This is a genomic window from Paraperibacillus marinus (genome assembly GCF_046237605.1).
In the GTDB taxonomy this organism is placed as follows: Bacteria; Bacillota; Bacilli; order Bacillales; family DSM-1321; genus Paraperibacillus; species Paraperibacillus marinus.
The window spans coordinates 943,991-957,856 of record NZ_CP143542.1 but is presented as its reverse complement, the minus strand read 5'-3'; the positions used below and the strand labels follow the sequence as shown (position 1 = coordinate 957,856).

The window sequence follows — 13,866 nt, the reverse complement described above, 5'->3', positions numbered from 1 at the left end:
CCCGAGATAAAAACGACAGACGAACATATCAAGTCGTATGCCATCTTAAATCAGATTTTCCCAATATAACAGCCTGTCCAAAATGGATAATCAGTTGTGGAAAGCCATATTTTCAGGACCCTTTTATACAAACCTGCCTTCTCTATCTGTTATTCCGCAATCTGCTCCAGGCCGGCAGCAGGGCTGTGACAATAATAGCTTACTATAATCAAGGCTCTATTCTAAAAGAATGTTGTTTTTTACATGATCAATGGGAGATTGGATTGTTAAACGTGGTTGTTTGGAGTGTAAGGGGTGAGACTCCTGCTCCGGCTGCTTGACTTTCGGCCTTCGAGTCATAAGTCAATCAGTCCATGGGAGGAAGAGCACTTCCCACGACCTGCTCGCCTTATGCTTGACAGGTCGCTGCCTGCTAACAAATTTCATTGTCTCAACCTGAAAATACAAACATTGAGCTTTAGAAATTATTGTATTTAGCAGGCACCGTTCTGCGCTTTTTGCAGCGGGAAAAAGCGGGACAGGTGAGACCCCGCAGGCTAAGCCGAGGAAGCTCAGCTCCTGCCCCGCTCCAATGGGGGGAGGTTTGGAGGAGCATCACAATTATATTTCTAGGGTTTTTACAAACAATTAGGATACTCTCGTTAATATTAAAAAAAAACAGATCCTGCAGGATCTGTTTTTTATTTAAATCCAAGAATGCACCGGCGGCATTTCTGCCCCGGTGCTTTTTTATTATTTATGCTTAATCATCGTGTATTTCTTTTTACCCCTGCGGATAATTGTGAACTGGCCGTCAATTTTGTCTTCTTCAGACAGGATATGTCCCTGGTCTGTCACTTTATCGCCATTGATGCTCACAGCTCCGTTTTGGATATCCTCCCGGGCCTGCCTTTTGGACGGAGAGATGCCAGCCTGAACAAGCAGGTCGACTAATGGTGTCTCCGTTCCGCCTTCCTGTTCATAGGTAGGAACATCCTTAAATCCTTGCTTAATTTCAGCGGCTGACAGGGTTTTGATATCTCCGCTGAACAGCGCAGCTGTAATTTTGACCGCCTGCTGCAGGGATTCTTCACCATGGATCAGGCGGGTCATTTCTTCAGCGAGCCTTTTCTGTGCACGGCGCAGATGCGGTTCCGCCTCCACTGCCCTGCTCAGTTCCTCAATTTCCTCGTGTGAAAGGAATGTAAAGTACTTCAGGTACTTCACAACATCGGCATCCGCCGTATTGATCCAGAACTGGTAAAACTCATATGGTGAGGTCTTCTCAGGATCCAGCCATACTGCTCCGCTTTCTGTCTTTCCGAATTTGGTTCCATCCGCTTTGGTCACAAGCGGGATGGTGAGTCCAAAGGCTTTTGCGCCCTCATCCTGTTTTTTCCGGATCAGTTCAAGGCCCGTCGTGATATTTCCCCATTGATCGCTTCCTCCAATCTGAAGCTTGCAGTTGTAATTTCCGTATAAATGATTGAAGTCAATCGCCTGGAGAATGGTATATGTGAACTCTGTGAATGAAATGCCCGTTTCGAGCCTTGAAGATATGGTATCTTTGGCCAGCATATAGTTGATGCCGATATGTTTCCCGAAGTCCCTCAGGAAGGTGACCATATCGATGGCGCTGATCCAGTCATAGTTATTGACCATGACTGCCCCATTTTCCCCTTCAAATTCAAAAATCCTGTGCAGCTGGCCCTTGATGCTGTCCGCATTCCCTTTTACCGCTTCGATCGTCAATAGATTGCGTTCCTCGCTCTTGCCGCTTGGATCCCCGATCAGCCCTGTCGCTCCCCCCACCAAAGCAAGCGGACGATGTCCATGCTGCTGGAAGCGGCGGAGAGTCAAAAATGGCAGCAGGTGCCCGATATGCATTGAATCGGCAGTTGGATCGATTCCGCAGTATATGGAAATTTTCTCTTTTTCAAGAAGGGTTGCCAGCCCCTCTTCATCCGTCTGCTGATAAATAATTCCCCGCCATTTTAAATCCTGTATCAAATCCATGCTGATTCCTCCTGAACTAATTTTTTCCAAATAAAAAACGCCCCTTCAAATGATTGAAGGGACGAATTAAATCGCGGTACCACCCAACTTGAGGGCAAAAACCTGCCCTCCGCTTGAAGCGTTAACGAACGCTGCATCGTCTGCCCTTACTCATACTAAATTATTTTAGGGGCAGAAGCTCAAGGAGGTAATTCGCTTTTCTATGTGTACCGGTTTTCAGCAGCCACCGGCTCTCTTGGACAGGGATAGAAAAACTACTGAATCCTATCAGTGCTTTTTTCATATGAAAGTAATAATGATTTTTTACCATATAAGACAGCATCTTGTCAAATATAACTGGGGCTGCTTAATAAATTGGCGAATCATACAATATCAAAGCGTTATTTGTGCTATAATGTATCTGATTTTAGGGGGGATTTACACTATGGACAATAATCCTTTTAAAGACATTGTGAAGAATATCCGTTCTTTCCTTGAGGAGGAAAAGACGAAAAGACGATTCAGCATTACATATCAAGTCATATGGAACTTATTTTTGATATTTTTAATCGCAGCCGTGATCGGTGCTTCCTTTGCAGGGGGCGTGGGGGCAGGTTATTTCGCCTCACTGGTCAAGGATGAAAAGGTCCGCTCAGAACAGGACCTGAAGAGACAGGTGTACAACTTCAATGAGACATCTGAAATTTATTTCGCTGGCAATGTGTATATGGGTAAGATGAGGTCTGATTTAGAACGTGAGACAGTAACCATCGATCAAATCCCCGAACATTTATCCAACGCATTAATCGCCACAGAAGACGAATACTTCTACAAACATGATGGAGTAGTCCCAAAGGCCATCCTGAGGGCCATCTTCCAGGACATGACGAATTCCTCAACCCGTTCTGGAGGAAGTACTCTGACACAGCAGATCATCAAAAATCAAATCCTTACAAACGAAGTTTCCTTTGACCGGAAGGCAAAGGAAATACTGCTCGCACTGCGGCTGGAAAAATTCTTTGATAAAAAGGAAATCCTCACCGCTTATTTGAATCTATCTACATTTGGGAGGAACTCAAATGGCAGGAATGTAGCAGGAGTCCAATCTGCGGCAAAGGGCATCTTCGGCAAAGAAGTCAGCAAATTGAACCTGCCTCAGGCAGCCTTCCTGGCAGGCCTGCCGCAGAGCCCGTTTGGCTACACGCCATATACCCAGAATGGGACACTGAAGGAGAACCTCGATCCAGGACTGCAGCGGATGCGCACAGTGCTCAGCCGGATGCTCCGCGAAGGCTTCATTACAAAAGCAGAGTATGACAGCGCCATTAAATACAATATTGTAAAAGACTTTATTGGAAGAACACCGCAGCCTCAGGAGAAATACCCTTGGCTTACCTATGAGGTTGAAAAGCGGTCCATCGTAATCCTTGCTGAGTTTCTTGCTGGCCAGGATAATATTAAACCCGAAGACTATAAGAAAAGCAAGAAGCTCAAGGAGCAATATGAGACACTGGCTGACCGGAACATTCGTTCATCCGGCTATAAGATCCACACAACCATTGATAAAAAGATCCTGGATAATATGGAAAAAGCAAAGCGGAATTACCCGAACTATGGTCCAGATAAGCTGAAGACGCCTAAATCGTCATCCTCTGAACCTGTGCAGGTGGGTGCGATGCTCATTGAAAACCAATCGGGCAAAATATTGAGCTTCATTGGCGGCCGGGATTACAAACGCGGGCAGACCAATCACGCCACAAGCTCCTTGAGGCCGAATGGTTCCACCATGAAACCCCTGCTCGTGTACGCTCCCGCCATTGAACTTGGAGTGCTGTCGCCCGGAAGCCTCGTAGCGGACCTTCCCATCAAGGTACCGACAGGGGCAGGATCTTATGAGCCCCACAATTATGGTGAAAAATTCCATGGCATCACGACCGCACGGACAGCCCTGCTGAATTCCTATAATGTACCGGCAGTCAAGTTTTATATGGATATACAAAATCGCGATCCTGTGGGGTATCTGGAGAAGATGGGAATCAGTACCATTACGGATGGTGACCATCATCATATTTCAATGGCCCTTGGCGCACTTGAACGCGGTGTGACCGTCGAAGAAAATGTGAATGCTTATGCAACATTTGCAAACGGCGGCCAATTTGAAGATGCTTATATGATCGATAAGATAGAATCAGCAGACGGCAAGGTCATCTATCAGCATAAGAATAAAAAAGTGAGAGTATTCAGCCCGCAGACGGCATATCTGACCATCGATATGATGAGGGACGTAATCAGGCGGGGTACAGCGGCCGGCCTGAATTCAAGGATGAAATTCAGCTCAGACTGGGCGGGGAAAACGGGAACAGGCCAGGATTACCACGATGCCTGGTTTGTCGCTTCGAATCCCAAAGTAACGTTCGGCACATGGATGGGCTATGATAATCCTAAGCCGCTTGAAAAAGTCTGGGGCGGCCTCACGTACTCCCAGCGCAATCTCTATTTATGGGCTGATCTCCTGAATGCCGCTTATGATGTAAATCCTAAGCAGGTAGCGACAGATAAGCGTTTTGAAATGCCGGGCGGAATTGTATCCCGATCTTCCTGTGAAGTCACCGGGCTCCCGGCAAGTGTGTGCAGCCAGCTCAAAATTAATGGCGGCGGAGGCTCCGACCTGGCCAATGCACAGTTCGCAGCATCCAGGATAGACGGCAAATTCGATTCGGGAAGATTTGTCAGCATTGGCGGCCGCAGCTACATCGCCCTGCCTGTCACTCCTGAAGAATTTACCGAAAAAGGCATCATGCTAAGCTCGGAGATCCTGCAGAAACTTGGCAGCAAATACTTAGTCAACCCAGGCGGAGTCCTTGGAGGCAGGAGCGATGATAAGGGGACGGGAAGCTTCTCGAACCAGACCCTCCCCGAGAACGGGAAATCACCATCAGCTGTGAGTGCGTCCATAAAGAATGGTTACCTGGTCTGGGGCGCAAGCCCTGATTCTGATGTCATCGGTTACCGGATTTATGAAAACGGCTCAAAGGTCGGTATCGTTAAGGCCGGAAGCTCACTCAGCTTCAAGGCCGGGAATGGAGAATATACTGTTCGTGCTGTCGATATTGCAGGGAAAGAATCTCCGTCATCCAATAAGGTGAATGCAGGAAAACCGGCGGAGGACAGTAAAAAGACTGAAAAGCCAAAAGAAGAAAAGCCTGTCCAGGTAGAACCTGAACAGAAAAAACCTGAAGAGAAAAAACCGGAACCAAAAAAACCTGATGATAAACCAGAGGCAGCGGTGCCGGCTAAGCCGGCAGCTGCCTCAGAAGAAGATAGTGAATAAGGCAGCACCAAAAAGCACGCTCTTCACGAGCGTGCTTTTTTTCGGCTGAGGGCATGGGAAAGCAGGACTTCTTCGAAAAGCTGAGGCTTCCAATCAGCTATACTTTTGACTTATTTAAAAAAACGTTTTCACAACGTCATCCTCAGTATGGCATACAGTACACTTGTACTCGATCTCCAGGGCATCCTCTCTCGCATGCTGAATGGTTTCTCTTTTACAGTTTTCGCAATAACGTGTCACTTCATTTTCTACCATTTTCAACACCTCTCTATGTTCATTACTATAGACCCTTTATCCCCTGCAGCCGTCTTCAAACCTAAAGCTTATGCCGGCCTTAGTATTTCTGCTGCAGTTAGCATTCCCTTAAAGGAGACTGTTCATTTCAGAATAAATTCAGCATGTGTAATCCAAAATAGAAACAATAAAAGGTGGTGAAGATCAATGAAAAACGATAATAAGAATACAAGCATTGAACAGGACAGAAGCGATCAAAATTCACAGACGGGATTCCGCACAGACAGCCAAAAGCCCGGCCGCCCGGATAAAACAAAATGAGGCCGTGAACGGCGATGATAATTAAAGAAAAAAGGCTGCCCCTCTGAAAAAGGGACAGCCTGTTTCATATCAATCTTCCATGGTTGATAAATCGCCTGTCGGCAGGTCCAGTTCCCAGGCCTTCAGGACGCGGCGCATGATTTTGCCGCTCCTGGTCTTAGGAAGCTTATCCTTGAACTCGATTTCCCGAGGGGCAGCATGGGCAGCGAGCCCTTTCTTAACAAACTGCCTGATTTCATCAATCAGCTCATCTGATGCTTCATAGCCATCACGCAGCGCCACAAATGCCTTGATGATTTCTCCCCTGACAGGATCCGGCTTGCCGATTACTCCGGCCTCTGCAATGGCCGGATGTTCGACCAGCTTGCTTTCCACTTCGAACGGGCCTACCCGTTCCCCAGCCGTCATAATCACATCATCGATCCGCCCCTGGAACCAGAAGTAGCCTTCTTCATCCATGTAGGCAGAGTCCCCGGACACATACCAGCCGCCTGGCATAAAATATGATTCATATTTCTGCGGGTTATTCCAGATCGCATTCATCATGGACGGCCAGCCTTTTTTGATGGCAAGGTTCCCCATCCGGTTCGGAGGAAGTTCATTACCCTGGTCATCCACAATCGCCGCCTGTACTCCAGGTATTGGCTTGCCCATTGAGCCGGGCTTGATTTCAAGACTCGGATAGTTGCTGATAATCTGTGCCCCGGTTTCGGTCATCCACCAGGAATCATGGATGCGCTTGTTGAAGACTTTCATTCCCCAGCGCACTACTTCCGGATTGAGCGGTTCACCGACACTGATTAAATGGCGCAGTGAGCTCAGGTCGAACTTCTTGATCACTTCATCCCCGGCACCCATAAGCATCCTGAAAGCAGTAGGTGCGCTGTACCAGACTGTCACTCCGTAATCTTCGATAGTCTGATACCAGGTTTCCGGCTTGAAACGGCCGCCTACTATCACATTTGCTGCCCCATTCAGCCATGGAGAGAAAATTCCGTAGGAAGTACCTGTCACCCAGCCTGGATCTGCTGTGCACCAATAGACATCCTCCTCTTTCAGATCAAGCACCCATTTGCCGGTCTGGTAGTGCTGAATCATAGCATTATGTACATGGAGCACTCCCTTGGGTTTGCCTGTTGAGCCCGATGTATAGTGGAGAATCAGCCCGTCATTGCGGTCTACCCATTCGATATCAAGCTTCTTGTCCGCTTCTTTCAGCCTGGACATGAAATCAATATGCTTTTCATCCTGCTGGATGCCTTCCCCCACCAGAAAGATGGTCTTCAGCTCAGGCAGCTCTTCAGCAGGTACACGGGACAGCAGTTCAGGTGTGGTGATGAGAACCTTTGCACCGCTGTCCTCAAGCCGGTCGCGGACCGCCCCTTCCATGAATGCCTCAAACAGCGGGCCTACAATCGCCCCAAGCTTCACTGCGCCCAGAAGTGCAAAATAAAGCTCTGGTGAACGCGGCATGAAAATGAATACCCTGTCCCCTTTTTCCACATTCCCGTCCGTCTTCAGTACATTGGCTGCTTTATTTGTGTATTCCTTCATATCCTTGAACGTATACTTTTCATTGCGTTCACCGTCTCTATAATACAAAGCGACTTTATTTTTCCTGAAAGTCTCTGCGTGACGGTCAATCGCTTCGTATGCCATATTCACTCTGCCGGTTTCATGCCACGAAAATTGCTTTTCAGCCTCGGCCCAGTCAAAGCTTTTGTAAGCATCCTCATAGCTATGGAGATTAAAGTCCCCCTTGATTACTGGTAACGCTTCCACTTTCATATGCAGGTCCCCCTTATTCATGTTTACCATTCAATTATAGTATAAAGAAAATTTATTCTCAATTTTTTGATTATTATAGGATCAATTATCAAAGTTACGATATTTTTACTGGAATACCCGAGTTTAAAAGATAGCTCGCCTGTTATTTTATGTATAATAAGAGTGAGTTTTAATATAGGCGGTGAATGAATGGAATTTGAAAAAACCTATAATGCTGCCGAGCTGAAAACCAGGCATGGAGCATTGATAATCGAGGGCCCGATATCAGGGGAAAAGCTTAAGAGCTATGATTTCCACGAGGGACTTGATGCATTCAGGCCGGCCTCTCAACAGCATAAGGCACTGATTGACATCGCAGATCTCCCGGAAGGACGCATCCTCATTGCAAGGCATAAAGATACGGTTGTAGGATATGTCACATACCTGTACCCTGACCCGCTCGAGAGATGGTCTGAAGGAAAAATGGAGGACCTGATAGAACTTGGGGCCATTGAAGTCAGCCCGGAGTTCCGCGGATACTCGGCTGGAAAGCATCTCCTTAAGGTGTCAATGATGGACGATGCGATGGAGGATTTCATCATCATAACAACGGAGTATTACTGGCACTGGGACCTGAAGGGGACCGGGCTGAATGTCTGGGAGTATAGAAAAATCATGGAAAAAATGATGAATGCCGGCGGCCTGGTCTATTATGCCACTGACGACCCGGAAATCAGCTCCCATCCAGCCAACTGCCTGATGGCGCGAATCGGCAAAAGAGTGAGCCCTGAGTCTATCCAGAAATTTGATAACCTCCGCTTTATGAACCGGTTTATGTACTAACCAATGCAGCAAGGGGTGAATTCAATGATTTTAGAAGAAATCATGAAAAAGGATGTTATAACTTTAACAGAAACAGACACCATTGGCACTGCACTTCAAATCGTCAAAGACAAAAAAATAAGACATATTCCCATAATAGATGAGCAGGGCGGGATTGAAGGATTGATTACAGACAGGGACATCAAGGATGCAGCCCCTTCCATCTTTCACAGGGACGGGCAGGAGGAATACCTGAACCAGCCGGTGAGCTCTATCATGAAAAGAGAGGTCATCACCGGACATCCCCTTGATTTTGTAGAAGAAGTTTCAGGGCTCTTTTACGAGCACCACATCAGCTGTCTCCCTATCGTAAGCGGCAATAAGCTGGCAGGAATCATCACAGAGACCGATCTTCTGCATACCCTGGCTGAGCTCACCGGGGCAAACCGCCCAGGCTCACAGATAGAACTCAGGGTTCCTGACCGGACAGGCATCCTGAGTGAGATTGCAAAGCTCATAAGTTCTAAGAATTCTAATATCATCAGCATTTTAGTCTATCCTGATGGGGCGCATGAAGGCTTCAAACGACTGGTGATCAGGGTGCAGACCATGAATCCCTCCGCTGTAACCGGTGAGCTTTCGGCCGCCGGGTATGAGGTTGTCTGGCCAAAAGCACCGGGTCTTTTGCCATGAAGAATGCTGTTTTTGTCTTCTCAGAGAATTTCATGAGCTATAAATTCAATAATGAGCACCCGTTTAATCAGCAGCGGATCCGCCTTACCCTTGATCTGCTCCAAAAGCACGGCGCCATCCGCAGTGAAGATGTGATTCCAGCAAGGATAGCCTCGGACGGCGAGCTTGGGCTGATTCATGACAGGGATTATGTAAACGCTGTCAGACTGGCCGGCCAGGGGCTGCTCCCGCCGGAAAAGGGTGAAAGCTTTGGCCTTGGGACGGAAGACACACCGATATTTCCAGGTATGCATGAAGCCAGCGCACACCTCGTTGGCGGAACATTGACGGCTGTGGATGTTGTAATGAAAGGCGATGCTCTCCATGCACTTAATCTTGGCGGCGGACTTCATCATGGCTTCCGCGGCAGGGCATCCGGATTCTGCATTTATAATGATAGTGCCGTTGCCATTAAGTATCTTCAGGAACAATACGGGGCACGTGTGCTGTACATTGATACAGATGCTCATCATGGGGATGGGGTCCAGTGGGCATTTTATGATGAGCCCGATGTCTGCACTTTGTCAATTCATGAAACAGGGAGGTATTTATTCCCTGGGACTGGCACTGTGAACGAGCGGGGACAAGGCAAGGGCTACGGCTATTCCTTCAATATACCGCTTGATGCCTTTACCGAGGATGAGTCATGGCTGGATGCATACCACCAGTCCTTCAGGGAAATCTGCGAGTTCTTTAAGCCTGACGTGATTCTCACCCAGAATGGAACAGATGCCCATTATTATGACCCGCTCACCCATTTATCTGCCACGATGAAAATTTATAAGGAAATTCCAAAGCTGGCGCATGAACTTGCCCATCAATATTGCGGGGGCCGGTGGATTGCCGTAGGCGGCGGCGGCTATGATATCTGGAGGGTTGTTCCCCGTGCCTGGTCACTAATCTGGCTTGAGATGACCGATAACCCGGCTCATGGTCCATTGCCTGAAGCATGGCTGAAAGAATGGCAGAGCATGGCACCTGTACAGCTTCCCGCCGCATGGGAAGACGAAGATAACATCTATCCGCCTATCCCAAGGAAGCCTGAAATTACGGAAAAAAATGCCCAGACTGTTCAAAAAGCCCTCTATCCTATCCGTTCTTCTTCAAAAAAAGGGGTACATGAGAGCTGTTAATATTCGAATGGCTTAACAATAAAGGCAGCCTAAAGTGAGTTGCTGTATCCCTCAGATTTCAGCAATCTACTTTAGGCATTCAAAAAAACGCTTGGTATAAACCCAAGCGTTTTGGTGTGTCATCAAATTATTTGCTGCATAAAATACAGCCTTTTTATCCCGATTACTTCGTTGAATCCCGCTCTTCAATCCGATGCGGCAGGATTACAGAAACATCGGATACTTCTTCCTTGTTCATCAGTTTCGTCAACAGCCTCATAGAAACAGCACCGATGTCATACAGGGGCTGCACGATTGTCGAGATGCGCGGGCGTACCATCAGAGTCAGCCTTGTATTATCAAAGCTGATCACTTCAAAATCGTCAGGCACTGAAGACCCTGCATCCTGCGCGGCATGGACCACGCCAAGGGCCATTTCATCACCGCCGACCAGAAGTGCAGTCGGTCTTTCTTCTCCATTCATCAATCTGTCAAACGCCTCCATACCGGAATCATAGGTGAAGTCTCCATCAATGACGAAATCTTCATTCATGGATATGCCTGACCCCTCCAGCGCCTTTCTATAGCCCTGAAGCCTTTTTTCATTCGTTGGATCTTTGTCCACTCCCGTTACCAATGCAATCTTCTTATGGCCCTTTTCGATAAAATGCTTGGCTGCATCATATGCAGCCTGCTCATTATCAATATTTACAGACGGAATCTGGCCTGTCTCTTCTATCGTTCCTGCAAGGACAATGGGAACCGGTGATTTCCTGAATTCTTCTATGTGGGCATCAGTGATATGGGATCCCATGAATACAATTCCGTCTACTTGCTTCCCAAGCAGAGTATTTAAAAGGTGAAGTTCTTTTTCCGTGTTTTGGTCGGAATTGCTCAGGATAATATTATATTTATACATGGTAGCAATATCTTCAATACCCCTGGCAAGCTCGGCAAAGAAGATGCTTGAAATGTCTGGTATGATCACACCGACTGTTGTAGTCTTCTTGCTGGCAAGTCCCCTTGCGACCGCATTCGGCCGGTAGCCAAGCCGGTCAATTACTTCCATTACTTTTTTTCTTGTCGCAGGCTTCACATTCGGGTTTCCGTTCACTACCCTCGAAACCGTCGCCATGGACACATTGGCTTCTCTGGCCACATCATAAATGGTTATATTCATCATTACCACTCCTATAGTATTCTTTTTCCCTATAAAACAGGAATTATTAGTTCATTTTCAGCATTTTTCAAAAGCACAATGTTATTCTGGTATATATTAAGGATCAAGTCCGTCCGTTTCGGTCCGTTCCTTGGCGGCTGCAGCAGCACCAAGCCCTATAAAAATTACATACAGAATGGAATATACTCTTAGTCAAGCTTATATGTATTTAATATTACGATACCTTCTTCCTTTACCGCAATTATGTAGCATAGTTTTTCAAAATAATTTATGCAAAATCACTTACAGTGGATACCCATGTATGAGAAAGGCTGTTTTCATTAGTATGGCGGCTGGAACAGAAAAAGCAACTGTCTATTGGAACCCAAGTGCCGGAACAAACCATTAAGGGGGCGGAGCGGAATAAGGCGCAGGCAGGAATGCCATCAGGATAAGTGATGTACACACCCAGCTGCAGGAAGCTTATGAGAATTGCAGCTCCGCCCCTATTCCACAAAAAAGACTACAATCTTTTAGAAAGGCCTATTTTCTAAAAAATTATTGTCTTTGGATGAGTTCTGTGAGGAAATCTAATTATTTTGCAAGTGGACTTACGCTTCAGGCGCGAGATTCCTGATCCGGCTGCGAGACTTTCGACCTGCAAGTCTAAGTCAATCAGGCCATGGGAAGGAGACCGCTTTCCACAGCCTGCTCGCCTTATGCTTGGCTTTCGCATAAGTGCGGCTAAACTTCTGTCACAGCAATCGCTCGCCAATCAGCAAGTCTTCTTTCGCTAACGCATAAGTGCGGCTAAGCTTCTGTCACAGCAATCGCTCGCCAATCAGCAAGTCTTCTTTCGCTTACGCATAAGTGCGACTAAGCTTCTGTCACAGCAATCGCTCGCCAATCAGCAAGTCTTCTTTCGCTAACGCATAAGTGCGACTAAGCTTCTGTCTTCGCTTGCGCTCGCCAATCAGCAAGTCTTCTTTATCAGGTCGCTGCTTTTCAAATACTGTTCTGCAATATTTCCCGACTTCATTCTGCCCCCATTTATTTAATTTGAAAAGCACCGCTCTCCGCCTTACTTTTCGGGAATAGCGGGACAGGTGAGACCCCGCAGGCGAAGACGATGAGGCCCTCCGCCCGCCCCGCACAGCTAGAGTGCCTGCAGCGGAAATCCACTTTCTTGTTCATTAGCCGCAGTATATGCAAAAACAAAAAAAGCCCCCGATTATGGGGACTTTCAAAGCTTACACTGTCAGCCAGCTAAGCTTTTGTATTTCTGCCATGAATTCATCAAATTGTTCAAAATCCATCTGCTGGGCAGAGTCTGACAAGGCGACCGCCGGATCCGGGTGAACCTCGGCCATCACACCATCCGCTCCGATAGCAAGGGCCGCTTTGGCTGTCGGTATGAGCAGGTCTCTGCGTCCGGTTGAGTGGGTGACGTCCACCATGACCGGCAGATGGGTCTCCTGTTTAAGGATTGGCACAGCTGAGATATCAAGCGTGTTCCGTGTAGCTTTTTCGTATGTCCTGATTCCTCTTTCACAAAGAATGATTTTTCCATTTCCCTGCGACATGATATATTCAGCGGCATGAATGAACTCATCAATCGTTGCTGCGAGACCTCTTTTCAAAAGGACCGGCTTGTCCACCTGGCCGGCGGCTTTAAGCAGCTCAAAGTTCTGCATATTCCTCGCACCAATCTGGATGACATCAATATATTGTACGGCAGTTTCAATATCAGCAGGATTCACGATTTCACTGATAACGGCCAAATCATATTCATCTGCCACTCTTTTAAGGATCTTCAGGCCTTCAAGCCCAAGTCCCTGGAAATCATAAGGGGATGTCCGGGGTTTGTATGCCCCGCCGCGCAATAGTTTAAGACCCTTCTTTTTAACGGCTTCAGCGACAATGGCTACCTGGTCATAGGATTCAACTGCACATGGGCCAAATACGAAGCTAGGTGTGCCATTTCCGATTATTTCACCTTTTAAGTTAATTGTAGTATTTTCAGGCTTTTTCTTGCGGGAAACAAGCAGTGTTTTTTTCTGTTCGCTTTCCTGCAGGCCGAGGCCGGCTTTGAAGATTTCCTTGAACAGCTTTTCAACCGTTGCATCTTCGAATGGGCCGTCATTATGGGATTTAATCAAGTCAAGCATCTTGCGCTCACGGACCGGGTCAAACTTATTGACACCCTGCTTTTCCTTAACTTTCCCAATTTCCTGTACAAGTCTTGCTCTGTCGTTGATCAATGTCAATATCTGCAGATTAATGTCATCAAGCTTTTCCCGTAAAACATCTAATTCCTGGTTGCTCACTAGTCCTTCACCCTTTCGCTGGTCTATTGCCGGCATGCTGTTTTAAATTTCATCCAAATAAGAAGATATTTTCTCATTTGGTGTACA

At 47.1% G+C, this 13,866-nt stretch carries 9 protein-coding genes and 1 other annotated feature; of the genes, 4 read left to right on the top strand and 5 right to left on the bottom strand.

Annotated elements, in window-relative coordinates; translation table 11 throughout:
• Window positions 1-732: 732 nt before the first annotated feature.
• A complete protein-coding gene (gene tyrS, locus V1498_RS04875) occupies window positions 733-1,995 on the bottom strand; it encodes a tyrosine--tRNA ligase (RefSeq protein ID WP_409297181.1) in 1,263 nt (420 codons plus the stop codon).
• Between the two features lie 54 nt (window positions 1,996-2,049).
• Window positions 2,050-2,275 (bottom strand) — a binding site (T-box leader).
• Between the two features lie 144 nt (window positions 2,276-2,419).
• Here tyrS and V1498_RS04870 point away from each other — a divergent pair.
• On the top strand, window positions 2,420-5,305 hold the full coding sequence (locus tag V1498_RS04870; protein WP_409297179.1) for a transglycosylase domain-containing protein: 2,886 nt from the start codon (window positions 2,420-2,422) through the stop codon (window positions 5,303-5,305).
• 624 nt (window positions 5,306-5,929) lie between these two features.
• Here the strand turns inward: V1498_RS04870 and acsA are convergent.
• Window positions 5,930-7,648 carry an acetate--CoA ligase gene (gene acsA / locus V1498_RS04865; RefSeq protein ID WP_409297177.1) on the bottom strand — a complete coding sequence of 573 codons (1,719 nt, stop codon included), beginning with the start codon at window positions 7,646-7,648 and terminating at the stop codon, window positions 5,930-5,932.
• A 189-nt stretch (window positions 7,649-7,837) separates the two neighbouring features.
• On the opposite strand from acsA, the gene V1498_RS04860 reads away from it, so the two are divergent.
• Genes V1498_RS04860 through V1498_RS04850 form a run of 3 tightly spaced genes read left to right on the top strand, consistent with a single transcriptional unit; the run spans window position 7,838 to window position 10,314 of the window.
• Entirely contained in the window at window positions 7,838-8,470 is a 633-nt protein-coding gene (locus V1498_RS04860; protein ID WP_409297175.1) for a GNAT family N-acetyltransferase, read from the top strand.
• Between the two features lie 24 nt (window positions 8,471-8,494).
• Window positions 8,495-9,142 (top strand): acetoin utilization AcuB family protein, encoded by a 648-nt coding sequence (locus V1498_RS04855; RefSeq protein WP_409297173.1) that lies wholly within the window; start codon window positions 8,495-8,497, stop codon window positions 9,140-9,142.
• Window positions 9,139-10,314: an acetoin utilization protein AcuC gene (locus V1498_RS04850; RefSeq protein WP_409297172.1), complete on the top strand. Its 1,176-nt coding sequence runs from the start codon at window positions 9,139-9,141 to the stop codon at window positions 10,312-10,314. Before V1498_RS04855 ends, V1498_RS04850 begins: the two co-directional genes overlap by 4 nt.
• A gap of 163 nt (window positions 10,315-10,477) precedes the next feature.
• Here V1498_RS04850 and ccpA read toward each other — a convergent pair whose 3' ends face one another.
• From ccpA to V1498_RS04835, 3 genes are all read right to left on the bottom strand, one after another.
• A complete protein-coding gene (gene ccpA, locus V1498_RS04845) occupies window positions 10,478-11,473 on the bottom strand; it encodes a catabolite control protein A (protein ID WP_409297170.1) in 996 nt (331 codons plus the stop codon).
• A gap of 866 nt (window positions 11,474-12,339) precedes the next feature.
• Window positions 12,340-12,522 (bottom strand): hypothetical protein, encoded by a 183-nt coding sequence (locus V1498_RS04840; protein WP_409297168.1) that lies wholly within the window; start codon window positions 12,520-12,522, stop codon window positions 12,340-12,342.
• 180 nt (window positions 12,523-12,702) lie between these two features.
• Window positions 12,703-13,779 (bottom strand): bifunctional 3-deoxy-7-phosphoheptulonate synthase/chorismate mutase, encoded by a 1,077-nt coding sequence (locus V1498_RS04835; protein ID WP_409297166.1) that lies wholly within the window; start codon window positions 13,777-13,779, stop codon window positions 12,703-12,705.
• Window positions 13,780-13,866: the final 87 nt, after the last annotated feature.